Annotated in this window: 25 protein-coding genes; 8 read left to right on the forward strand and 17 right to left on the reverse strand. The window is 69.6% G+C overall.

Annotation, left to right across the window (positions count from 1 at the left end):
* Nucleotides 1-103: 103 nt before the first annotated feature.
* Nucleotides 104-1231: a sensor histidine kinase gene (locus ACFW0G_RS29115; RefSeq protein ID WP_378328610.1), complete on the forward strand. Its 1128-nt coding sequence runs from the start codon at nt 104-106 to the stop codon at nt 1229-1231.
* Here the strand turns inward: ACFW0G_RS29115 and ACFW0G_RS29120 are convergent.
* Both ACFW0G_RS29120 and ACFW0G_RS29125 read right to left on the reverse strand, forming a co-directional pair.
* The gene (locus tag ACFW0G_RS29120) at nt 1217-1813 is read right to left on the reverse strand and encodes a response regulator transcription factor (RefSeq protein ID WP_378328652.1); all 597 of its coding nucleotides are present in this window, start codon (nt 1811-1813) and stop codon (nt 1217-1219) included. The genes ACFW0G_RS29115 and ACFW0G_RS29120 overlap by 15 nt on opposite strands.
* A 342-nt stretch (nt 1814-2155) precedes the next feature.
* Nucleotides 2156-3496 (reverse strand): DUF3089 domain-containing protein, encoded by a 1341-nt coding sequence (locus ACFW0G_RS29125; protein ID WP_378328611.1) that lies wholly within the window; start codon nt 3494-3496, stop codon nt 2156-2158.
* Nucleotides 3497-3567: 71 nt separating this feature from the next.
* On the opposite strand from ACFW0G_RS29125, the gene ACFW0G_RS29130 reads away from it, so the two are divergent.
* The 3 genes from ACFW0G_RS29130 (at nt 3568) to bcp (ending at nt 5023) form a co-directional block, all read left to right on the forward strand.
* Nucleotides 3568-3750 carry a hypothetical protein gene (locus ACFW0G_RS29130; RefSeq protein ID WP_378328612.1) on the forward strand — a complete coding sequence of 61 codons (183 nt, stop codon included), beginning with the start codon at nt 3568-3570 and terminating at the stop codon, nt 3748-3750.
* Between the two features lie 233 nt (nt 3751-3983).
* Entirely contained in the window at nt 3984-4520 is a 537-nt protein-coding gene (locus tag ACFW0G_RS29135; RefSeq protein WP_378328613.1) for a hypothetical protein, read from the forward strand.
* A 29-nt stretch (nt 4521-4549) separates the two neighbouring features.
* A complete protein-coding gene (gene bcp, locus ACFW0G_RS29140; RefSeq protein WP_378328614.1) occupies nt 4550-5023 on the forward strand; it encodes a thioredoxin-dependent thiol peroxidase in 474 nt (157 codons plus the stop codon).
* A 6-nt stretch (nt 5024-5029) separates the two neighbouring features.
* Here the strand turns inward: bcp and ACFW0G_RS29145 are convergent, their stop codons facing one another.
* Nucleotides 5030-6811, reverse strand: a complete 1782-nt coding sequence (locus ACFW0G_RS29145; protein ID WP_378328615.1) for a sensor histidine kinase — start codon at nt 6809-6811, stop codon at nt 5030-5032.
* Complete coding sequence (locus tag ACFW0G_RS29150) at nt 6801-7499, reverse strand: response regulator transcription factor (protein ID WP_378328616.1); 699 nt, start codon at nt 7497-7499, stop codon at nt 6801-6803. The genes ACFW0G_RS29145 and ACFW0G_RS29150 overlap by 11 nt, the downstream gene beginning before the upstream one ends.
* 99 nt (nt 7500-7598) lie before the next feature.
* Here ACFW0G_RS29150 and ACFW0G_RS29155 point away from each other — a divergent pair, with 99 nt between their 5' ends.
* Nucleotides 7599-10778 carry an NACHT domain-containing protein gene (locus ACFW0G_RS29155; RefSeq protein ID WP_378328617.1) on the forward strand — a complete coding sequence of 1060 codons (3180 nt, stop codon included), beginning with the start codon at nt 7599-7601 and terminating at the stop codon, nt 10776-10778.
* Here the strand turns inward: ACFW0G_RS29155 and rdgB are convergent.
* From rdgB to ACFW0G_RS29185, 6 genes are read right to left on the reverse strand one after another with little or no spacing between them, the layout of a single operon-like run.
* Nucleotides 10775-11380, reverse strand: coding sequence for an RdgB/HAM1 family non-canonical purine NTP pyrophosphatase (gene rdgB / locus ACFW0G_RS29160; protein WP_378328618.1), 606 nt, complete (start codon nt 11378-11380; stop codon nt 10775-10777). The two genes, ACFW0G_RS29155 and rdgB, sit on opposite strands and share 4 nt — an antisense overlap.
* Entirely contained in the window at nt 11377-12153 is a 777-nt protein-coding gene (rph, locus tag ACFW0G_RS29165) for a ribonuclease PH (protein WP_378328619.1), read from the reverse strand. The genes rdgB and rph overlap by 4 nt, the downstream gene beginning before the upstream one ends.
* A 10-nt stretch (nt 12154-12163) precedes the next feature.
* Entirely contained in the window at nt 12164-12643 is a 480-nt protein-coding gene (locus ACFW0G_RS29170) for a PaaI family thioesterase (protein ID WP_378328620.1), read from the reverse strand.
* Nucleotides 12633-13400: an MBL fold metallo-hydrolase gene (locus ACFW0G_RS29175; RefSeq protein ID WP_378328621.1), complete on the reverse strand. Its 768-nt coding sequence runs from the start codon at nt 13398-13400 to the stop codon at nt 12633-12635. Before ACFW0G_RS29175 ends, ACFW0G_RS29170 begins: the two co-directional genes overlap by 11 nt.
* A gap of 29 nt (nt 13401-13429) precedes the next feature.
* On the reverse strand, nt 13430-14236 hold the full coding sequence (murI, locus tag ACFW0G_RS29180; RefSeq protein ID WP_378328622.1) for a glutamate racemase: 807 nt from the start codon (nt 14234-14236) through the stop codon (nt 13430-13432).
* The gene (locus ACFW0G_RS29185; protein WP_378328623.1) at nt 14233-14892 is read right to left on the reverse strand and encodes a rhomboid family intramembrane serine protease; all 660 of its coding nucleotides are present in this window, start codon (nt 14890-14892) and stop codon (nt 14233-14235) included. Before ACFW0G_RS29185 ends, murI begins: the two co-directional genes overlap by 4 nt.
* A 117-nt stretch (nt 14893-15009) precedes the next feature.
* On the opposite strand from ACFW0G_RS29185, the gene ACFW0G_RS29190 reads away from it, so the two are divergent.
* Entirely contained in the window at nt 15010-15882 is an 873-nt protein-coding gene (locus tag ACFW0G_RS29190) for an arylamine N-acetyltransferase (protein ID WP_378328624.1), read from the forward strand.
* Here ACFW0G_RS29190 and ACFW0G_RS29195 read toward each other — a convergent pair.
* From ACFW0G_RS29195 to ACFW0G_RS29210, 4 genes are all read right to left on the reverse strand, one after another.
* Nucleotides 15837-16556, reverse strand: a complete 720-nt coding sequence (locus tag ACFW0G_RS29195) for an aspartate/glutamate racemase family protein (protein WP_378328625.1) — start codon at nt 16554-16556, stop codon at nt 15837-15839. The genes ACFW0G_RS29190 and ACFW0G_RS29195 overlap by 46 nt on opposite strands.
* Before the next feature lie 66 nt (nt 16557-16622).
* Nucleotides 16623-17573, reverse strand: coding sequence for a PLP-dependent cysteine synthase family protein (locus tag ACFW0G_RS29200; RefSeq protein WP_378328626.1), 951 nt, complete (start codon nt 17571-17573; stop codon nt 16623-16625).
* A gap of 3 nt (nt 17574-17576) precedes the next feature.
* Nucleotides 17577-17849, reverse strand: a complete 273-nt coding sequence (locus tag ACFW0G_RS29205; protein WP_378328627.1) for a MoaD/ThiS family protein — start codon at nt 17847-17849, stop codon at nt 17577-17579.
* 70 nt (nt 17850-17919) lie between these two features.
* Nucleotides 17920-18336: a Mov34/MPN/PAD-1 family protein gene (locus tag ACFW0G_RS29210; RefSeq protein ID WP_378328628.1), complete on the reverse strand. Its 417-nt coding sequence runs from the start codon at nt 18334-18336 to the stop codon at nt 17920-17922.
* Nucleotides 18337-18446: 110 nt separating this feature from the next.
* Between ACFW0G_RS29210 and ACFW0G_RS29215 the strand changes: the two genes are divergently transcribed.
* On the forward strand, nt 18447-18827 hold the full coding sequence (locus ACFW0G_RS29215) for a hypothetical protein (RefSeq protein WP_378328629.1): 381 nt from the start codon (nt 18447-18449) through the stop codon (nt 18825-18827).
* A gap of 22 nt (nt 18828-18849) precedes the next feature.
* Here ACFW0G_RS29215 and ACFW0G_RS29220 read toward each other — a convergent pair whose 3' ends face one another.
* From ACFW0G_RS29220 to clpS, 3 genes are all read right to left on the reverse strand, one after another.
* Nucleotides 18850-19857, reverse strand: a complete 1008-nt coding sequence (locus ACFW0G_RS29220; protein WP_378328630.1) for a P1 family peptidase — start codon at nt 19855-19857, stop codon at nt 18850-18852.
* A gap of 178 nt (nt 19858-20035) precedes the next feature.
* Nucleotides 20036-20593, reverse strand: a complete 558-nt coding sequence (locus ACFW0G_RS29225) for a DUF2017 domain-containing protein (RefSeq protein ID WP_378328631.1) — start codon at nt 20591-20593, stop codon at nt 20036-20038.
* Entirely contained in the window at nt 20590-20889 is a 300-nt protein-coding gene (gene clpS / locus ACFW0G_RS29230) for an ATP-dependent Clp protease adapter ClpS (protein ID WP_378328632.1), read from the reverse strand. Before clpS ends, ACFW0G_RS29225 begins: the two co-directional genes overlap by 4 nt.
* Nucleotides 20890-20964: 75 nt before the next feature.
* Between clpS and ACFW0G_RS29235 the strand changes: the two genes are divergently transcribed.
* A complete protein-coding gene (locus ACFW0G_RS29235) occupies nt 20965-22269 on the forward strand; it encodes a nicotinate phosphoribosyltransferase (protein ID WP_378328633.1) in 1305 nt (434 codons plus the stop codon).
* Nucleotides 22270-22271 lie beyond the last annotated feature (2 nt).

A 22271-nucleotide genomic window follows, 5' to 3' on the forward strand; every position in this document is an offset into this window, starting at 1 on the left:
GTAGCCTATACTTCGGCCGCGCCTGGAAACAGATTGTACAGATGCCGGTTCACGCCGTTCTTCACCGCAAGCAAACTCACGAGACCTCGGGAAATCGGCCCGGATGCACCCTCTGCTCGAAATAGCCCTCGTGTCGTTGTGGTGCTCGGTCGCGGTCGCCTTGATCGGTTCCGCTTTCCTGTGGCTGCTGCGCCGGTCCTCGCTCGTGGTGATGATGGTCGTACTCATCGTCATTCCGGTGGCGGGGATCGCGGCGAGCATGTTCGCGCTCGCTTTTATGGAGCGGGTCGCGTATCCGGAACTGCGGGAAATCCTGCTCGCCTGTATTCCGTGCACGGCGGTCTCACTGGTCGTCTGCCTGCTGCTCGGCCGCCGGTTCCTGCACGGCAGCCGCGACCTCGCGCAGGCGGCGCGGAGCATGGGCGTCCAGGGCCGGTTCGCCGCGCCCGCCGGCGACAGTGCCGCCGAATGGGAAGTGCTGAGCCAGGAGCTCGCGGCGATGAGCACCGCGCTCGCCGCGTCGCGGGAACACGAGCGGCTGCTGGAGAGTTCGCGGCGGCAGCTCATCGCGTGGGTCTCGCACGATCTCCGCACTCCGCTCGGCAGCCTGCGCGCGATGGCGGAGGCGCTGCAGGACGGCGTCGCCCCCGACCAGGACCGGTACCACCGGCAGATCCTGCAGGAAACCCAGCGCCTCGACCAGCTGGTCACCGATCTGTTCGACCTCTCCCGCATCCAGTCGCAGTCGCTCACCCTGTCCCTGCGGACGGTGCCGCTCTTCGACCTGATCAGCGACACCGTCTCGGCATGTGAACCGCAGGCACGTGGCCGGGGCGTTCACCTTGCGCCCGGCGGCATCGCGGCGGTCGAGGTCCGCGTCGACGTCCGGCAGCTGTCGCGGGTACTGGGAAACCTGCTCGGCAACGCGATCCGGCACACCCGGCCCGGCGGGACCGTCACGGTGGCCGCCGCCGCCGACGAGAGCCAGGCGGTGATCACAGTGTCGGACGCCTGCGGCGGTATCGCGGCCGAGGATCTCGGCAAGGTCTTCGAGCCGGGCTGGCGAGGCAGCCCGGCTCGCTCCGGGAGCGACACCGGGGGCGGGCTGGGGCTGGCGATCGTGCGCGGGATCGTCGAAGCGCACCATGGCAGCGTCGCGGTGCGGAACATCCCCGGCGGCTGCCGGTTCAGCGTGTCCCTGCCGCCGGCACGCCGGTCAGGCGGCGACTGACACCGGCTCCTGTCCGACGAGCCCGAGTTCCATCGCCTTGCGGGTCAGCTCGGCCTTGTTGCGGACCTCGAGCTTCGCGCGGATCCGTTTGACGTAGGTGTCGACGGTGGCGCTGGAAAGCCCCATCCGGCGGGCGGTCTGGGAATGCGTGTAACCGTTGGCGATCCAGCACAGCACTTCGCGCTCACGCGGGGTCAGCACCGACGGAGGCGCGGGCGTCGATGCAGGCGACGCGGTCAAGGCCTGTCGCGCGTCCGCGGCCACGTACACCGCTCCACGCGCGACCACTGCGAGAGCGTCGAAAAACTCCTGCTCGTCACAACGCGCGTCGACGAATCCCAGCGCCCCGGCCCGCAACAGGTCCGGCACCTGGGCGGCCGCACCCTCGGGCAGGACGACGAGCACCCGGTAGGACCGGCCGAGCCGCTCGACACAGTGCCGCAGCGCTGTGGCGGGCAGCGTGCCACCGTACGCGACGACGGCGACGTCCGCGCCGCGACACGCGGGCGCGCGGGTAAGCAGGGCCGCGATGGCCTCGCATGCCTCTGGACGATCGGAAAACACGGTCACCTCGGACGACATGCTCACGAGCAACGCAACTCACTTCCGTACGGCTTATCCGCGACCGGCGCGGAACAGGAGTGTCGGCTTCCCCTCACGGGGACTTCCCGACGTTAACCGGGGAAAGCGGCACAAAAGAAGACCCGCGGCCCAGCTGTAAAAGTCAGTCGGACCTTGAAAGAATCTGTAAGAAAAAGCCGGGCGGAAAAGGACATTTCCCGCCGGAATCGGCTGCGACACCGCTGGGATTGTCTCACGGCGGGCGCGTGGATGGCCAACTCGTGTCTACCAGGTCACCGCCGGGTCACGCCCCGGAATTCTTTTTCCGGCAGCGTTGAACAGTTCATCTTCGCACCGCCCGCGTCAGTGGGTCCGCAGCCATTCGGCGCTCTGGGCGGCGACCAGCGCGGTCAAGTCCCCGAGCGCCAGGTTGAAATCCTTGACGTGCAGCCCGAGCCCCTGTCCGGTCCCCGGGCCGCCGATCTGCGCGTCGCCGCCGCGGACCTGCAGCCAGCTGGCGTTACCGCCCGGGTATTCGCGGAACAGGCACTGACCGCTCACCAGGCCCGGGTAGCGCGCGTAGCCGGTCGGGTGAGTCGTCAACGTCGTCCCGGCGAGCAACAGCGCCAGATGGCCGCCCGGCAGGAGCGGATTACCTTCCACCAGCCGCTGGGTCGGCAGGCGCGCGTCGAGGTCCGCCGAGGCGTCGGCGGGCGCGCCGGTCAGGAGGGTGGCGGGGTTGAGGCACAGAATGCGATGGCCTGGTTTGGCGAGCACGCCGAACACCGAGTCCGGTGGGAGCGTCCGGTCGCCGGGCTGTTTGTACGACGAGTAGCCGGTGACGCATCCGGTGGGCACCGGCTGGGCCGCCGACGCGCGGGCGCAGACGGGCACGTACTGGAAGGCCGCGTCCGGATCGGCACCACCGCCCGCCGGACGGTCGATCGGGACCGGGACGTTCCCGCCGAGCAGCAGCGCCGAAACGAGCGAAGGCTGGACGTCGGGCCGTCCGTCGACGCGGTCGCGGATCAGGCTCGCGACGTCGGCGGCTCCCTGCGAATGGCCGAGCAGGACGACCCCGCGACGCCGGTGCGTCACCGGATCGACGTTGTAGTCGCGCCAGTAGGTGTCCCACGCCTGCTCGACGTCACGCAGACCCAGCGCGTAGTCGGGAGTCGTGCGAGTGGCGACGCCGACGACGTGCGCGGCCAGCGACGCCTGCCGGTACGACGGCACGAACATCCGGCACCGGCCGAGCAGCGGACCGGCCTGCGCGAGCGTGACGGCCATCTGGTCGTCGCCCCGCGCGGGCGGCAGCGAACCGAGCTGCGGCAACGGATTGGGGAGCACGTTGACGGTGGGATAGACGAAAAAGCAGTCGACCGGCGGCGCGGAAGGGGATTCGAACGGCTCGACGCCGGTGCGTCCGTCCGCCTCGACCCGGGTGACGTCGAGCGGCACCCGTCCGTGGGACATCGGGTAACCCGCGGTGAACTTTCCGCCGGGTTCGGCGGCTTGTGACTCACCGGTCAGGGTTTGGTTGCAGGGATTGGCGACCAAGCCGGGACGGCACAACCACACCGGGTGAGCGAGCGGGGCGCCGGTTTCGGCATTCGCCGGTACCGCGCCGAGAAGTCCGAGCCCGGTGAGGAGCGCGAGCAGGACGGCCACCTTCCGGCGGTATCGCAAGAAAGTCCGGCGCATGGCGTCCCCTTCCGGTGCGGGATTTCCCGGACGTACTGTGGCAGAGTGGCGCGGCGAGCGGGAGGTGAGAGGTGACGTCACGGAATCCGTTGCGCTGGCTGGCCCGCTGGGCGGACTGGTTCGAGGAGCGCGGCGTGTACGTGCCGGGTGAGGAGAACCGCTCGGTCGATCCGGTCCGTGACTTCGGGTGGCTGATAACCGCCTGGTTCTTCGGGGTCGCGCTCTTCATCTTCCTCTTCGCCTTCGCCATCTGAGCCGCCTTCGCCGGCTGAGCCGGAAAGCGCCTCCAGAAAGCGCGACCACGCCACTGTGAGTTCGGTCACCGGGGGTGCCGTTCCGATCACGGATCGGCCACGGGTGTACACCAGGTCCGCGTCAACACCCCGCTTCCGCTCGTACGCGCGCGAGAAGGCGGCCAGAGTGGAGCGGGTTCGGCTCGCCACCTAGGCCGAACGGCCGAACCTGCACCCCGACTGGAGTAACCGAGATGGCGCCCCCGCGCACCCCGAAAGCCCTGCTCGCCGCCTGTGTGCTCTTCACGGCGGTGGCCTGCGGGGTTCCCGCGCGGGAGGGGACGGCGGCACTCGGCGCGGGCGGGGCCCCGGCGGGCTCGCCCGCCGCGCAGGCCGGGCACGACCTGCGGTTCGGCACCGATCACCGGTTCGCGAGCGGAGTGTCGTTCGTGGTCTCGGCGCCGAAGTCGTTCCAGCCGAGCAGCGCGGCGTACCCGCCGAGCCCGCGCGGTGCGGCGTTCGACATCGAGGTCGTCAACAACGGTGTCGAGACGTACCGGCTCTCCGGCCTTTCGGTGACCGCGACGATCGGCGACGCGCCCGCGAAACAGCTCGTCGACGCGACGCAAGGATTCACCGGCGTCTACGACGCGGGCAAGGACGTCCTCCCGGGACGTTCGGCGCGGATCACCCTGGCGTTCGCCGCGCCGACGCAGCCGGTGCAGATGCGCCTGCAGTTGCGGCCGAGTGCCACGGACCCGACGGTGGCCACCTATTGCGGGCCCGCGTGAATGTCGGTGCCAGGCGTTACTCTTCGGCCATGACCGAGCGACTTACCCCCGGCGACCCCGCGCCGGACTTCACCCTGCCCGACAGCGAGGGCAAGAACGTCTCGCTGAGCGACTTCCGCGGTCAGTCCGTGGTCGTGTACTTCTACCCGGCGGCGGGCACGCCCGGCTGCACCAAGCAAGCCTGCGACTTCCGCGACAACCTGGCGGAGCTGAACGACGCCGGATATCAGGTACTGGGCATCTCGCCGGACAAGCCGGAGAAGCTCGCGAAGTTCGTCGCGGCGGAGAAGCTGACCTTCCCGCTGCTTTCGGACCCGGACAAGAAGGTGCTCACCGAGTGGTCCGCGTTCGGGGAGAAGAAGAACTACGGGCGGATCGTGCAGGGCGTGATCCGCTCGACGTTCATCGTGGACGCCGACGGCAAGATCGCGAAGGCGGCCTACAACGTCCGTGCCACCGGCCATGTCGCCAAACTGATCAAGGATCTCGGCATCGCCTCCTGAGCGTCGTCAGCCCGGCAGCCGCAGCGTGAACGTCGAGCCCGCACCGGGAACGCTGGCAGCGGTCACGGTCCCGCCGTGTGCCTCCGCGAGCTTGCGGACGATGGCGAGCCCGAGGCCGCTGCCACCGGACTGGCGGGCCCGCGACCGGTCGGCCCGCCAGAACCGGTCGAACACGTGCGGTAGATCCTCTTCGCCGATCCCGGTTCCGGTGTCGGCGACCTCGAAGACGACGTCTTCCCCGTCGCGTTTGCCCCGCACCGAAACCGTGCCCCCGGCAGGCGTGTGGCGGACGGCGTTGGACACGAGGTTGTCGAGTGCCTGGCGCAACCGGACCGGATCCGCCGTCAGGTCCGGATCGGCCAGCGGCGAGACGGACAACGTGACCCCGGCGGCCTCGGCACGCGGGACGTGCGCGGCGGCAACCTGGGTCAACAGCGTGTTCGCGTCCAGCGGTTCCGGATGCACCCGGAGTTCGCCCGCGTCGGCCAGCGCGAGATCCTGCAGGTCGTCGACGATGTGCTGCAGGTGCACGGCCTGTTCGTGCAACAGCGCCAGGAGTTCGTCATCGGGCTGCGCGACGCCGTCCTGCACCGCCTCGATCCAGCCGCGGATGTTACTCAGCGGCGTCCGTAGTTCGTGCGCGATGTCGCTGACCATGCCCCGGCGCGTCGCCTCGAGCCGTTCCCGCGCCGCGGACATGTCGTTGAACGCGGTGGCCAGCCGCGCGATCTCGTCCCTGCCCCTGACCTCGACCCGTGCGCCCGTCTCCCCCGCCTCCATCCGCTGCGCGGCACCGGTGAGCGCGCGCAGCGGCCGGATCAGCCGGATCCCCGCCAGCACGGTGACGGCGACGGCGATGACCAGCACCGCGCCCGCGACGGCGGCGAGCCGGACCTTGTTCTCCGCCGACAACGTGAACCCGCTCGGCTGATCGTCACCGGCGCTCATGAGGTAGAGCGACGCGGCGGGCGCGACGTAGGGCGTCAGCTGTTCGCGGCGGCTCGCGGCGATACAGGAGTCGACAGCCGGGTCCGGCCCGCTGGGCCGAACCTCCTTCCGTACCCAGGTGAAACCGAGCATCATCTGGACCGGTGGCCTGCCCGCCCGGCCGAGACACTCGTTGACCAGGCCGGTCAGCTTGTCCAGCGCGGCCTGTTCGGTCTTGGTGGGTACATCGAAGCCGAACGGCACCAGGGCGTGGACGGGTTCCGGAGTGAAGACCTTGGAGCAGTACGAAAGTGTGTAGGGATCGGAGGATTCGACACGGGTGCGGCCGTTCGGCTCGGTGACCAGCGAACCGCTGCCGCCGTTCTTCCGCACGCAGCTCAGCGCGCGAGCACCCGCCTGTGCCAGGAACTCCCGCTCGTCGGGGGCCAGCGCGTACGGGCCGACGGCGTCGGGGTCGATACGGTCGGTGCTCGTGGAGACGCCGAGCCCGGCGTCGACGGACAGCGGATCGACGACCACCGACGGCTGTTTCGGCAACGGTCCCGGCCGGGGCGCGGAATCGGCGATCGTGCCGCCGGACGACGTCGCCAGCACGATCCGCCTGCCGGACGACCGCCCGAGCGACTGGACGAGCGCGGGCACGTCCCGCCAGTCCGGATGAGTGGCCGCGTACTTCAGCACGTCCTGGTAGATCCTGCTGTCCTCGGCGAGTGCCTGGCCCTGCTCCTGCCGGATCGCCCCGGAAGTGGTGCGGGCGGCGAGCCAGGCGGTGGCGGCGATCGAGCAGAGCACGATCAGCGCCGACACCGCGAGCAGCCGGACCAGCAGGCTACGCGCCATTCGACGGCCCCGCGGTCAGCTTGTAGCCGACGCCGTAGACGGTGAGCAGCCGCGTCGGCTTCCGGGGCTGTGCCTCGATTTTCTTGCGCAGGTTCATCACGTGGACATCGATCGCGCGGTGGGTGATGTAGCGGTCGAAACCGTGCAGCCGTTCCAGCAGCTGGCCGCGGGTGAACACCCGGTCCGGCTGCGCGGCCATGACCTCGAGCAGCCGGAACTCGCCGGGCGTGCACTCGATCGGACGGCCGTCCGCGGTGACCTCGTGGCGGATCGGGTCGACGGTGATCCCGCCGACGCGCAGCGCGGCATCCGCCCCGTGCGCGGCTTTCGTGCGCCGCAACAACGTCCGCACCCTGGCCACCAGCTCGCGGGGGCTGAACGGTTTGGTCATGTAGTCGTCCGCGCCGAGGTCGAGACCACGCAGCAGATCGTCCTCTGTGGACCGTGCGGTGAGCATCAGCACCGGGATGTCCGATTCGGCGCGGAGCGTGCGGCAGACGGTCAGGCCGTCCATCCCCGGCAGCATCACGTCCAGCACGAGCAGATCCGGCGGATCGCGACGGACGCGGGCGAGTGCCTCGCGGCCGTCCGGCACCACGACGACCAGGTGCTGCTCCCGTTCGAGGTAGCGGCGGACGAGTTCCGCCTGCTTCTCGTCGTCCTCGGCCAGCACGATGTGGGCACACATGACGCCGAGAATAGAGTGTGGAGAGGCCACCCGGATGCGGGCTTGTCCCGGCCGCCATTCGCCGGAATCATGCCCCCACCGAATGCTTGGGGAGGGCATGTGGCCGGGCTGGAGACTTTCGCGCTCAAACTGGGCGGCACCATCGCGACGCACGCCGCGAAATCGTGGCTGCAGCGGCGCAAGGACCGGTTCGAACGTGCGGCCGACCTGGCGGAACTCGCCGCGCAGGAGCTCAAAGGACCGCTGGAGCAGCGGAAACTGGAGAACCTGGTCCAGACGATCGGGACCCAGGTGGCCGAGCAGCTGGAACCGGTGCTGGCCGACCGGTTCGCCACCCTGCCGGGCAACGAGGTCAACGCCGCCTTCCTCGCCGTCGAGGACGCCCTGAACGAGGCGGATCTTTCGGACGAAGCGCTACTCTCCGACGACCTTTCCCCGGAGAAACTCGCCCGGCGGGTCCGTGAGGGCCTCCCCGACCTCGCCGAACAACGGACGCTCGCACCCCGCGCGACCGCCTTGTACGAACTGGCGCTCGACCTGTCCTGCCGCCATCTCGTGCAGATCATCCGGCATCTGCCGTCGTTCCAGCCCCGGACGCTGGTCGAGCTGCTCGGCAGGCTGAGCCGTCAGTCCGAGCAGCTGGAGGAACTGCTCGCGCGGCTACCGAAGACCGCTCTCGACGCCCCTGTCGACACCGACAGCGAGTTCCGCGCGGAGTATCTGGACCTGCTGGCGCGCAAGCTCGACCGGCTGGAACTGCTCGGCCTGCCGATGGACGACCAGCCCGCGCTGCCGTTGTCCGTCGCGTATCTGAGCCTGAGCGTGTCAGCGACGAGCGAGGGGCCTCGGCTGCGCGATCACGGGCCGGACGAGCTGTGGTTCGACAAACGCCATCGCCGGGACGGCCCCGCCACCATGCGTGTGGAGACCGCGATCGGCGGCCAGCTCCGGACGCTGGTCCGTGGCGAGGCGGGCTCGGGCAAGACGACCCTGCTCGACTGGCTCGCCGTCACCGCCGCGCGCGGCGGATTCACCGGCAAACTGGCCGACTGGAACGGCTATGTCGCCTTCCCGGTCCGGCTACGGAGTTTCGCCGCCGAGCCACCTCCCGGGCACGAGGACTTCGTCGCGCACGTCACGCCCACGTTGGCGAGCAAGATGCCCCGGGACTGGACGCGCCGGGTCCTCGACAGCGGTAAGGCCATGGTGCTGGTCGACGGCGTCGACGAGGTGGGTGCGTCGCATCGCCGGGAAATCCGGAACTGGCTCAACGAGCTGACCCTCACCTTCCCGAAGGCGCGGTTCGTCGTCACCTCACGAACGGCCGCTGCGGACCAGAACTGGTTGCGCCAGCAGGGTTTCGGCTCGGTCCTGCTGGAACCGATGTCCGCCGACGACATCCAGACACTCACCGAACGCTGGCACCAGGCGGCGAGCGGCACAGCCCGCCACGACGTCGATCTGGCTGCCGTCCAGCGGCGCCTGCTCAACCAGCTCGACAGCCACCCCCAGCTGCGCAAACTCGCCGCGAGCCCGCTCCTGTGCGCCATGCTGTGCGCGCTCAACCTCGCGCACCGGTCGGAACTGCCGCGTGACCGGATGGATCTGTACCGCAAGGCCATGGCGATGCTGATGCACCTGCGGGACACCGAACGCGGCATCGCGGTGCTGCTGACCGAATCGCAGAAACAGGTGCTGCTCGGTGATCTGGCTTGGCGGCTGACGTTGGCGGGCAAGGTCGAACTGCCCCGGGAGAAGGTCTCCGAGCACGTTACGCGCCGCCTCCGTTCAGTGCCGCGCGTCGATCACGAGCCCGCCGCTGTGCTCGATCATCTGGTGGAACGCAGCGGTGTGCTGCGGGAGCCAGTGCGTGGCCGGATCGACTTCGTGCACCGGACGTTCCAGGAGTACCTGGCCGCGAGCGAGGCGACCGAGCACGATTATCTGGACGTGCTGGTCAGCCACGCGCATCTGGACACGTGGTGGGAAACCACGATCATGGCTTGTGGGCACGCGAAGCACCACCAGGTCGGCGAGCTGTTGCGCGGGATTCTGGACCGGGCGGATGCCGAATCGCGCTATGCCCGGCGCCTGCGGCTCCTCGCCGCGGCTTGCCTCGAGACGGTGAGCGATGTCGACCCCGAGGTGCTCGCCCGGGTGGAGGGCGTGATCCAGACGAAGCTGGTACCGCCGAGGAATATCCGGGAGACGCGGTCGCTCTCGACGATCGGGCCGCGCATCCTGCGCTATCTACCGTCTACTTTGGATAGTCTGACCGAGAGCGCCGCCGCAGCCACCGTCCGGGCCGCGGCATTGACCGGCGGCTCCGAGGCACTGGCAACGCTGAAGCGATACGCACCGGACCCTCGCCCTGCCGTACAGCGGCAACTCGCGTCTGTTTGGCGATACTTCGATCCTCAGAACTATGTAAACGAAGTCCTGACGAACGCCCCACTCGACGAGGGTGAAATCACCATCACGACAGGTCGACTATTACCCTACGCCAAACAGTTGTCACAGCTAAGCGGACTGCGCGCTGCACTCAACAGCACCGAGGAATACACCGACCTACTACAGTTTTCCGGCATCCCGCACCTAAAAACACTGAACGCGACCTTCCGGCGCACCGCAGACGTAGACCTGAGCCCAATTTCCGAACACGATCATCTTGAAATGCTGACACTCATGTTCGCAGGAACATTTACTAACATCGCAAAGTTGAAGAGGCTGGCGAATCTGAACTTCTTGTACCTACTTCCCAAGAAGCCCCTCCGCAGCATAACAGCACTAGGAGACATGGAGGGTCTCCAATACCTGGGCCTTATGCATGCTCGCGATATCGAGGCACTTGCAGACCTTCCGAAGCTGGATCACCTCTACCTCAACGGCTGCACACACGACATAATGCCGACCGCCAAGCCACTGTCCAGTGTGTCAATTCTCGTGCTTTACGACAGCCCCGTCAAGAATATGCTACAATATCTCACCGATACATTTCCAAATCTGAAGAAACTCACACTCGGATACTGCATCCTCCACGATTTGAGTGCACTGAGCGAACTTCCCTTGACCAGCGTCGAATTCCAGGACGCTACCGTTGGCGACCTACGACCATTGGCAGCGATACCCACCTTGAAGCAGATCGAGTTCACCCGACTCCACTCGAATATCGATCTCTCCCCACTGGCCGACCTCGACCTGCACATCGAGGTAGACACGGTGGGGGACATAACCGGCCTGGACCGGCTCGGTCCTGGCGTAAAGCTGAAGATCTACTAACCGGCGAGCTTGCGCAGGTCCGGCAGCAGAGCACGCAACGCACGGCCCCGGTGCGAATCGGCGTCCTTCTCCTCCGGCGACAGCTCCGCCGATGTCCGCGTCTCACCGTCCGGCACGAAGATCGGGTCGTAACCAAACCCGTTGGTACCACGGCGTTCCCGCACCAGCGAGCCCCGCCATTCACCGCGCACCACGGTTTCCGTCCCGTCCGGCAGGACAAGAGCCGCCGCACACACGAACGCGGCACCCATCCGCTCGTCCGGGGTGTCCGAAAGCTGTGCCAGGACGAGATCGAGATTCGCCTCGTCGTTACCGTGCTTCCCGGACCAGCGCGCGGAAAGCACGCCCGGCATCCCGTTCAGCGCGTCGACGGAGATGCCCGAGTCGTCCGCGATCGCGGGCAGGCCGGTCGCCGCGACGGCGTCGCGGGCCTTCGCGACGGCGTTGCCCTCGAAGTCCGGGGCCGTCTCCGGCGCCTCGGGGAACTCCTCGACGTCGGCGAGACCGATGACCTCGATGCCCTGAATGCCCTCGGCGTCCAGGATCCGCCGCAGCTCGCCGAGTTTCTTCGCGTTCCGGGTCGCCAGCAGCAGTCGGGTCACTTCGAGCCCTTCTTCTTGTCCGGCCGCGGCTCCGGCAGCTCGCCGGGGTAGGGCAGCGCCAGTGCCTCCTTCTGCAGCCGCGTCAGCTCCGCGCAGCCCGCCTGTGCCATGTCCAGCATCGTGTCCAAAGTGGACCGCGCGAACGTCGCGCCCTCGCCGGTACCCTGTACCTCGACGAGCGTGCCCGCGTCGGTCGCGACGACGTTCATGTCGACCTCGGCCCGCGAGTCCTCCTCGTACGGCAGGTCCAGCCGCACGCGCCCGTCGACGACGCCGACGCTGACCGCGGCGACAGACGAGGACAGCGGCTGCGGGTCGGCCAGCCGGTTCGCCGCGCCGAGCCAGGTGACGGCGTCCGCGAGCGCGACATAGCCACCGGTCACCGCGGCCGTGCGGGTGCCACCGTCGGCCTGGATGACGTCGCAGTCGATGACGATCGTGTTCTCGCCGAGCGCGGCCAGATCGATGCACGCGCGCAGCGACCGGCCGATCAGCCGGGAAATCTCGTGGGTACGCCCGCCGATGCGACCCTTGACGGACTCACGGTCGCCGCGGGTGTTCGTCGCCGAGGGCAGCATCGCGTACTCGGCCGTCACCCAGCCCAGCCCGGACCCGGCACGCCAGCGTGGCACACCTTCGGTGACGCTCGCCGCGCACAGCACGCGCGTGTCGCCGAACTCGATCAGCACCGAACCCGCGGGCCACCGCTGGAAACCCCGGGTGATCTTGACGTCGCGCAGCTGGTCGTCGTTCCTGCCATCTTTTCTCGCCACGCCTTGCACTCTAGGGCGTCGCTCCCGGAGCCCCGTCCCCGGACCGCGAGGGCGTCTGGAAGGACACCGTGCCCTGCGCCGCGGCGACCTGACGACCGTCGTTCTCGACGTCGATCCGCACGATCGCGACCGAACGCCGCCTGGCCAGGATCGTCGCCGTCGCCCGCACCACCCCGGCACGCACGGGCGCGAGGAAGTTCATCTTGAACTCAAGGGTGGCCGGCCAGGTGCCCGCCTCGACGTGCGGCAGCAGCACCGAACCGAGGCTGTGGTCGACGAGCGCCGCCACCACCCCGCCGTGCTGGATCCCGAACTGCGACCGGAACTCCGGCCGCACGGTGAGCTCGAAACAGCCGTGCCGGTCGCTCAGTTCGACGGTGGTGATGCCCAGCGTGCCGGGAAACTCCCCGAACACCGCCGGATCCGTGCGCAGCAACTGGTCGTGCCCGTCGGGGTTGAGGAACCCTTCACCGATCGCCTCAGACGTCATAGACCGCGCCCTGCTCGACGAGTTCGGCGTTCGGGAAGATCGCCTTCGCCTCGGCCAGCACGGCGTCGCGGTCGGTCCAGGGGGCGACGTGCGTGAGCAGCAGCCGTCCGGCGCCGGCGTCCTTGGCCAGTTCGCCGGCCTGCTTGCCCGACAGGTGCACCCCCGCCGGCCGGTCCGCGGAGTCGGTCCAGGACGCCTCCGACAGCAGGACGTCGACGCCGTCGGCCAGCTCGCCCAGCGCCGCGCACGGGCCGGTGTCCCCGGTGTAGGCGAGAATCCTGCCCCCGTAGGAGATCCGCAGGCCGAAGGCGGGCGTCGGATGATCGACCGGCACCGCGGTGACCTCGAACGGGCCGATCAGCGTCCGCTCGTCCCGCAGCGGATGGAACGCGAAGACGTCCGAAAGATCGGTCTCGGCGCGTTCGGTCTCGTTCGGCGCGTAGGCGTTCGCGAGCCGCCACGGCGCGTCCACCGGAGCGTGCACCGGCAGCCGCCGCGGCCTGGCCGGGTAGGGCGGCGCCGGATGGTAGCGGCGCAACACGGTGAGCGCGCTGACGTCCGCGCAGTGGTCCGGATGCAGGTGGCTGAGCACCAGCGCGTCGAGGTCGAACGGGTCGGCGACAGTCTGGAGCTGCGCGAGTGTCCCGTTGCCGAGCTCGATGGCCAGCAGGAAGCCCTCCGCCTCGAGCAGGTAGCCGGACGCGGCGGTGTTCGGCCCGGGGATGCTGCCCGAGCAGCCGAGGATCGTCAGTCGCACCACGCCACCCTAAGCGTCCGGAACCTTTTCTACCCGCCAGTAGGAGCAAGCACACCCGGCGCGAACCCCATGAAACGCTGGGCGAGCCGCGCGAACGGCTCGGCCGACCCGGTCGCGACGAACTCGTGCCGGGGCGGGGTCTCCCGCTCGGCGAGCAGTTCGCGTTCGGTGAGCACGCGGACGAGGTCCTTCGCGGTCTCCTCCGCGCTCGACACCAGCGTCACCTCGGGCCCCATCACGATCTGCAACACCCCGGCCAACAGCGGGTAATGCGTGCAGCCCATGACGAGCGTGTCGACGTCGGCGTCGAGCAGCGGCTCCAGGTAGCCCTGGGCGAGCCCGAGCACCTGCCTGCCGGTCGTGATCCCCCGCTCGACGAAGTCCACGAACCGCGGGCAGGCGACGCTGGTGAGCCGGATGTCCGGGGCGGCGGCGAACGCGTCGTCGTAGGCGAGCGAACGAACGGTCCCCTCGGTGCCGATGACCCCGACCCGCCCGGTGTGGGTCACGCGCGCGGCCCGCCGCGCGGCGGGGAGGACGACCTCGACGACCGGGATGTCGTAGCGCTCGCGGGCGTCGCGCAGGCAGGCCGCCGACGCCGTGTTGCACGCGATGACCAGCGCCTTCACCCCGCTCTCGACGAGTTCGTCGAACCGCTCGAGCGCGTACTCGCGCGCGGTGGCGATGGGCAGCGGGCCGTAGGGGTTCCGCGCGGTGTCGCCGACGTACCGCAGCTGTTCACCGGGGAGCTGTTCGAGGATCGCCCTCGCGACGGTGAGCCCTCCGACGCCGGAATCGAAAACGCCGATCGGGGCGTCGACGGGCGCTGAACTCACACCCCGAGGTTACCCGGGCCGCCGGGCGTGACCTTCTTGGCCTTGTCCGCTCGGGCCATGAGCCAGGCCGCGAGCACCCCGGACAGCGCCCCGAACAGGTGTCCCTGCCAGGAGATGCCGGGATTGCCCGGCAACAGGCCCCACAGCATCCCGCTCCACACGCCGAGCAGGACCACCGCGACCAGTATCTGCCCGAACGCCCGGTTGAAGATGCCCCGGACCAGCAGGAACGCGAGCCAGCCGAAGGCGAGCCCGGACGCGCCGACCGTCACCGCGTCCGACGGCCCGACCAGCCAGACCCCGAGGCCGGACACCACCCAGATGATCGCCGTCACGATCGCCCAGCGGCCGATCCCGGCGGCCATCGCGAGGAAGCTGAAGATCAGCACCGGGACGGTGTTCGAGAACAAGTGCGACCACCCCGCGTGCAGCAGCGGGGCCCACAGGACGCCGTCGAGCCCGGACAGCTCGCGTGAGTGGATGCCGGCCAGGTCCAGCCGCGCCGGGAGGATCGCGTCCACCAGCTCGACGAGGTAGAGCAGCGCGGTGAAGGACAGCGCGACGATCGCGGCCGCCTTCGGGTTCGGCGGCAGGACACGTTTGGCCGGATCGGTGACGGGCGCGCCACCGGGCGACGGCTCGGGCAAAGTGCTCACATCACCCAGGCTACGTCGGCGATCGGCGGCCCACCTCGGGTGAAATCCCTGATCCGCACCCCGGCGTCCCCGATATCCGCGCCAGGTTTGTCGGTGCCCGCCGCTAGCCTGCGCGACATGGGGAATCTCGACGTCACCGCCTACCTGCACCGGCTCGGCTGCGCGGCCGAGCCGCCGAGCGCGGACGCCCTGCGGCGGCTGCACAGCGCGCACATCGAACGCGTCCCGTACGAGGCGCTGGAGATCGCGCTCGAACGCGTCACGCCATTGGCACCGGAAGCGTCGCTGGCACGGATCCTGCGGGGCCGGGGCGGCTACTGCTATCACCTCAACGGCGCGTTCTCCGCGCTGCTGCGCGCACTCGGCTACCAGGTCACGCGGCACCTCTGCGGAGTGCAGAGCAGCGCCGAGGACTCGCCGAACCTCAACCGCAGCCATCTGGGGCTGACCGTCACCGGCCTGCCGGACGATCCGGAGACGACGTGGTTCGCCGACGTCGGGCTCGGTGACGGGCTGTATGAGCCGGTGCCCCTGCGGTACGGCGAGTTCTCCCAGGGCCCGCACACCTACCGGCTGCGTGCCTCCGACGTCGTCCCCGGCGGCTGGCGGTTCGACCACGACCCGGCGGGCAGCTTCGTCGGGATGGACTTCGCGCCTGGCGCGGCCGAGATGCCCGATTTCACGGAACGGCACCACTGGCTGTCCACGTCGCCGGAGTCCGGGTTCGTCCGGGTGTGCGTAGTGCAAAGCCTCGATTCCCGCGGCGTCGACACGCTGCGGGCGCTCACCCTCAGCCGCAGCGGTGACGTCGAGACGAAGGCGGTCCTGGAGTCACCTGGGGACTGGTGGACGGCGCTCGCCGACGTCTTCGGCATCCCGGCCGAGGCGTTCACCGGCGAGGAGCGGGAGCGCCTGTGGCGCCTGGTCCTCGGCCAGCACGAGGCTCACCTGGCCGGGGCGGCGGGGAGCGAGGTGGTGCCCAGCGCGTAGTCGGCCGCGGTCTCGGCGTGCAGCCGGGTCGTCGGGAAGGTCGGTACCGGGCTGTCGCCGGCGCCGACCAGCAGCTCGATCTCGGTGCAGCCGTAGATCACGCCCTCGGCCCCGGCCCCGGCCAGCCGCCGGATGATCGCGCGGTAGGCCTCCCGGGACTCCTCGGTGACCACGCCGAGCACCAGTTCGTCGTAGATGATCCGGTGCACACGTTCGGCGTCATCGGGTTCTGGCACCAGGACATCGAGACCGTGCGCGGCGAGCCGTTCGCGATAGAACGGCTGGGCCATGGTGAACCCGGTCCCGAGCAGGCCGACGCGCTTCAGCCCGGCGTCGAGGATCGCTTTCGCGGTCGTGTCGGCGAGGTGCAGCAGCGGGATGCCGAGACCTTCGGTGAGCCGGTCGGCGACCTTGTGCATGGTGTTGGTGCACAGCACGACGAAGTCGGCGCCCGCGGCCTCCAGCGCCCGCGCCGCGCGGTTGAGTTCCGCGCCGGCGTCGTCCCAGCGCCCCTCGGCCTGCATCGCCTCGATTTCCGCGAAGTCGACCGAGTACAACACCGTGCGCGCGGAGTGGAAGCCACCTCGCACGGCCTTGACCCGCTCGTTGACGAGCCGGTAGTACTCAGCCGACGACTCCCAGCTCATCCCGCCCAGCAACCCGATGGTCTTCATCCGGCCAGTCTGCCGGTCCCGTGTTCGCCGTGGCCCCAGCGCCCACTTCGAGAGTGGAGGGCGAAGCTAGGCCCAGAGCTGGCCGTCGAGGCGTTCGGCGGCTTCGTCGAGGGAGCCGGAGTAGGCGCCGGTGGACAGGTACTTCCACCCGGCGTCGGCGACCACGAAGGCGACGTCGGCAGGCTCGCCACGTGCTGCCGCCTTCTCGGCCACGGCGAGCGCCGCGTGCAGCACCGCGCCGGTGGAGATCCCGGCGAAGATGCCCTCGTGCTCCAGCAGTTCGCGGGTGCGGCGCAAGGCGTCGTACGCGCCGACCGAGTACCGTCCATTGAGGACGGACGGATCGTACAGCTCGGGCACGAATCCCTCGTCGAGATTGCGCAGCCCGTACACCAGCTCGCCGTAGCGCGGCTCGGCGGCGATGATCTGCACCTCCGGCTTCGCCTCGTGCAGATAGCGCCCGACACCGACGAGGGTGCCCGTCGTGCCCAGACCGCCGACGAAGTGGGTCAGCGTCGGCAGGTCCTTCAGCAGCTCGGGGCCGGTGCCGCGGTAGTGCGCGTCGGCGTTGGCCGGGTTGCCGTACTGGTAGAGCATGACCCAGTCCGGATTGGCCTCGGCCAGCTCCTTCGCGCGGCGCACGGCCTCGTTGGACCCGCCCGCGGCCGGGGAGAACACGATCCGCGCGCCGTACGCCTGCAGCAGCTGCTTGCGCTCGGCCGAGGTGTTCTCCGGCATCACGCACACCAGGCCGTAGCCCTTGAGCTTCGCGGCCATGGCCAGCGAGATCCCGGTGTTGCCCGAGGTGGGCTCCAGGATCGTCGAACCGCGCCGGAGTATGCCTTCGCGCTCGGCGGCCTCGATCATCGCCAGCGCGGGGCGGTCCTTGATCGAACCGGTCGGGTTGCGGTCCTCCAGCTTCGCCCACAACCGGACGTCGTGGGTCGGGGACAGCCGCGGCAACCCGACCAGCGGAGTTCCGCCGAGCGCGTCGAGCAGGGACTCGAAGCGAGCCATGGCTCAGCCGCCCGCCACGGCGGGGAGGATGGTCAGGGTGTCGCCGTCCTTGACCTCGGCGCCGAGGCCGCCGGCGAAGCGGACGTCCTCGTCGTTGACGTAGACGTTGATGAAGCGGTGCAGCTTCTCCTCCTTGACCAGGCGCGCCTTGATCCCGGCGTGGCGCGACTCGACGTCGTCGATGACCTCGAGGACAGTGCTGCCCGCCGCCTCGACGGACTTCTCGCCGCCGGTGTGGGTGCGCAGGATGGTCGGGATGGACACGGTCACGGCCATGGGTTCTTACCTCCGGTGGATTCTCTCTCGCAGACGCCTCAGGTGGCCCGCTTTATTCCGGCTCGGGAAGTCAGTCGACGATCTCGACGGGCTCCTCGGTGATCTCGGCGTCCACGATGCGGTACGAGCGGAACTCGTGCGTATCGGGGTCCCTGGTGGACACGAGCACGTAGTGCGCGTCCGGCTCGGCGGCGATGGACGCGTCGGTCCGCGACGGGTACGCCTCGGTCGCGGTGTGCGAGTGGTAGATGACCACCGGCACCTCGTCGTTCGCGTCCATCTCCCGGTACAGCTTCAGCAGGTCGGCCGAGTCGAACTCGTAGAACGTCGGCGACCGCGCCGCGTTGAGCATCGGGACGAAGCGCTCGGGGCTGTCCGAGCCCACGGGACCGGCGATCACGCCACAGGCCTCGTCGGGATGGTCACGACGGGCGTGGGCGACGATTTCGTCGACGAGTTCACGGCGAATCCGGAGCACGTGGGACATCTTACGTGCTGGACACAACGCGTCCAGATGGTGAGACTTACGCCTCTTGCCCTGGTCAAGAGCTTCGCAAAGGCTCCCCACCGTGTCTCCGGATCCGGAACACTGGTCAGGTGCCCCTGTCGTCGAAAGTACGCGACCGCTGCCGGATGTACCTGGGGACCGACGAGCGGATCCAGTACCTGATCCCCGGGATGTCGATCTCCATCAACCGGATGCGCATGCACGTCGGGTTCCTGGTGATGGTGACCGACCGGCACGTGACGATCCTCGCCTGCAGCCGGTGGCGGCGGAACCGGCCGACGCAGATCTGGGAACGCCTGCCCCGCTCCACCGAACTCGGCCCGCTCGAGGTCGAGTCGTCACTCGGCCCGGTGCTCTCGGTCGGCGGAATCGAGCTGGAGATCGACGAGGAGTACATCGCGGCCGTCCGCGCGGCGAATCTGGAGAGCACCCAGAACGCTCTCCCGGACGACCCGCTCCCCGACCTGTGAGCCTCACACGCGGCGAAGCGCGTTACGGCGTTCCGGGCCAGGCCTCCGGCCAGACGTCGCGGTAAGCCGGGATCCCGCCCGCGGTGGTCGCCGCCAGCATGCCGTGCACCATCGCCCGCGCGAACACCCGCGCCGCCGCCGAGCTCAGCTCGTTCCACGCCCGCACCCGTGGCGCCCGCTCGTCCGGCAGTTCGCGGTCGCCGGTCGCCAGCGCGAACACCGTGTCCCCGTCGAACATCGTGTGTGCCGGACGCACCGCCCGCGCCACGCCGTCCTGCGCGGCGACGGCGAGCCTGCGCGCCTCCGCCTTCGACAGCACCGCGTCGGTCGCGACCACGCCGATCGTCGTGTTCAGGTCCGTCGGCCGTGGCGTGATGTCGCCGGGCCGGTCCGGCCATCGCACGCCGAACTCGCCGTCGACCTCGTGATCGGCGGCAAATGCCCGCCCGGTACGGAGATCGACGGCCTCGCCCGCCGCGTTGACCACGGCCAGCGCGCCGACGGTGAAGCCGCCCACCCGCTCACTCGCCGTGCCGACCCCGCCCTTGAGCGAACCGACGGCCGCGCCCGCTCCCGCACCGACGCTGCCCTGCGCGACGGGCCCCGGCACGGCCGCTTCGCAAGCGGCGTAACCGAAAGCGGAGTCCGGGCGCTTGCCCCACTCGCTGCGTGGCAGGTCGAAGATCACCGCGCCGGGCACGATCGGCACGACCTCGTGTGGTTCCCGGCCGACCGGGGTGCCGAGGTTCCGCTCGCCGAGCCAGCGCATGACGCCGTCGGCCGCCGCGAGACCGTACGCGCTTCCGCCGGACAGGCACACCGCGTTGACCTGCTGGACCACGTTCTCCGGCCGCAGCAGATCGGTCTCGCGCGTTCCCGGCGCGCCGCCCCGCTGGTCGACCGCGCCGGTCGCGCCGCCGGGCACGAGCACGACCGTCGTGCCCGTCGCCCAGCCGTCGCCGATCCGCTCGTGGTGGCCGACCAGGATCCCGGGGACGTCGGTGAGCTGGTTCCGCAGCGACGCCGTCACGCGGCGGCCTCGCTCCGCGAGACAGTGTTCAATCCTCTTGGGCGCCTGATACCAATCCGACCGAAAGCAGGCGGATACGGTCCGCAGCCGACCAGCTCGTAAGTACCCGTTTCCGCCGTGGCTGCCGTCGGATTGGTAACGAATGGCACAGAATCCATGATTCGCTCGCAAGCTTCGCTCATGCGGTGAGCGCCTGGATCAGCGTCTCCTGAACCCAGGTCAGCCAGTGGTACACGCCGAGATGCGCCGAGCGCGGGTCCTCCTCCGGCAGTTCGTCCGGCATGTCCTCGGTGACGTCGAGCGCGGTGCCCAGCGCCAGCCGGACGTCGTTGAGCGCGCTCAGCCACGCGTCGGCCTGCTCGAAGGTCAGCCGCACGTTCCCGCCGTCACGCGGCAGCGTGTCGAGCACGGTCTCGGCGACCCCGACCTTCAGGTCCAGCAGCTCCGGCTCGTGCAGCGACCGCATCGCGGCGGCGGAGTCGAGCTCCTCGCGCGTCGGGTTGTCCGGGTCGAGCCGGTGGAAGTCCGGCAGCAGCCGGGAGAGTACCGGGTCGTCCGGGGACTCCGTCGGGCCGGTGCGGATGCCGGTGAGTTCGGCCAGCTCGTCCTGCGGTGCCTCCTCGGCACGCGCGCGCAGCATGTCCTCGAGCTGGCTGACCAGCCCGCGCAGGACCGCGGCCTCCTGCTGCTCGAACCCGGCGACGATCGTTTCGCCCTTGCGGCGCCAACCGTTCACGAGGGCTGTTCCATGGTCGCCCACAGCCCCGCCGCGTGCAGCTTCGCCACGTCGGTCTCCACCTTCTCCTTGGAGCCCGACGACACGATCGCCTTGCCCTTGTGGTGCACGTCCAGCATCAGCTTGGTCGCGTGATCTCTGCTGTACCCGAACAGCTTCTGGAAGACATAGGTCACGTATGACATGAGGTTCACCGGATCGTTCCACACAATGGTGCGCCACGGTTTGTCCGTAGCGGCGTGCTCTGCTCCGGCGGGCTCGACCTGCGTCTGTTCGGAGGCGACTGGCGTCGACATACACACCATGGTGTCACGGAGCCGACAAGGCACGCCGTGCCAGGTCCGGCCGTGTGGGTGAATAGGGTGACTCCTATGGGTTCACCGGAGCCGGGCACCGGCGCCAGCACGGCGCTGCTCACCGATCACTACGAACTGACCATGCTGAGCAGCGCGCTGGCCGATGGCACGGCCGAACGCCCCTGCGTTTTCGAGGTTTTCGCACGCAGGCTGCCCGACGGCCGCCGCTACGGCGTCGTCGCCGGCACGGCCCGCGTGCTCGACGCCATCGCGGACTTCCGCTTCACCGACGCCGAACTGGCGCAACTCGAAGCCACCGCGGTCGTCGACGACGCGACGCTGTCCTGGCTCGCCGACTACGAGTTCTCCGGCGACATCGACGGCTATCCCGAGGGCGAGCTGTACTTCCCCGGCTCGCCGATCCTCACCGTGTCCGGCAGCTTCGCCGAAGCGGTCGTGCTCGAGACGCTGGTGCTGTCGATCCTCAACCACGACAGCGCGATCGCCTCGGCGGCGGCCAGGATGTCCGGCGCCGCGCACGGGCGGCCGATCATCGAGATGGGCGGGCGGCGGACCCACGAGTACGCCGCCGTCGCCGCCGCGCGCGCCGCCTACCTGGCGGGCTTCGCGACGACGTCCAATCTGGAGGCGGGCCGCCGCTACGGCATCCCCACCCGCGGCACCGTCGCACACGCGTTCATGCTGCTGCACGACAGCGAGGAAGCCGCGTTCCGCGCGCAGGTGAGCAAGATGGGCGCGGACACCACGCTGCTGGTGGACACCTACGACATCACCAAGGGCATCGAGACCGCGGTCCGCGTCGCCGGGCCGGAGCTCGGCGCGATCCGGATCGACTCCGGCGACGTCGGCCCGCTCGCCCGCAAGGCCCGCGAGCAGCTGGACGCGCTCGGCGCGAAGGACACCCGGATCGTCGTGTCCGGCGACCTGGACGAACACGCCATCGCGGCGCTGCGCGCGGAGCCCGTCGACGCGTACGGCGTCGGCACCTCGGTGGTCACCGGCTCCGGCGCGCCGACCGCGGGCATGGTCTACAAGCTCGTCGAGGTGGACGGCAATCCGGTGGCCAAACGCAGTGCCCACAAGGAGTCCCGCGGCGGCCGGAAGTCCGCGATGCGGCGGCTGCGCAGCACCGGCACCGCCGTCGAGGAGGTCGTCTGGACCACCTCCGCGCCCGCGCCCGAACGTGGCGCCGACGACCAGCTGCTGCAGATTCCCCTGGTCCGGGCCGGGCGCACGGTGGATGATGTGCCCACGCTCGACGACGCGCGGCAGCGGCTGCGCCGAGGGCTGGTGAGCCTGCCTTGGGAGGGCCTCAAGCTCTCGCACGGCGAGCCCGCGATTCCGACGCTTTTCCTCTAGGA

This window comes from Amycolatopsis sp. NPDC058986 (assembly GCF_042741125.1).
Lineage (GTDB): Bacteria > Actinomycetota > Actinomycetes > Mycobacteriales > Pseudonocardiaceae > Amycolatopsis.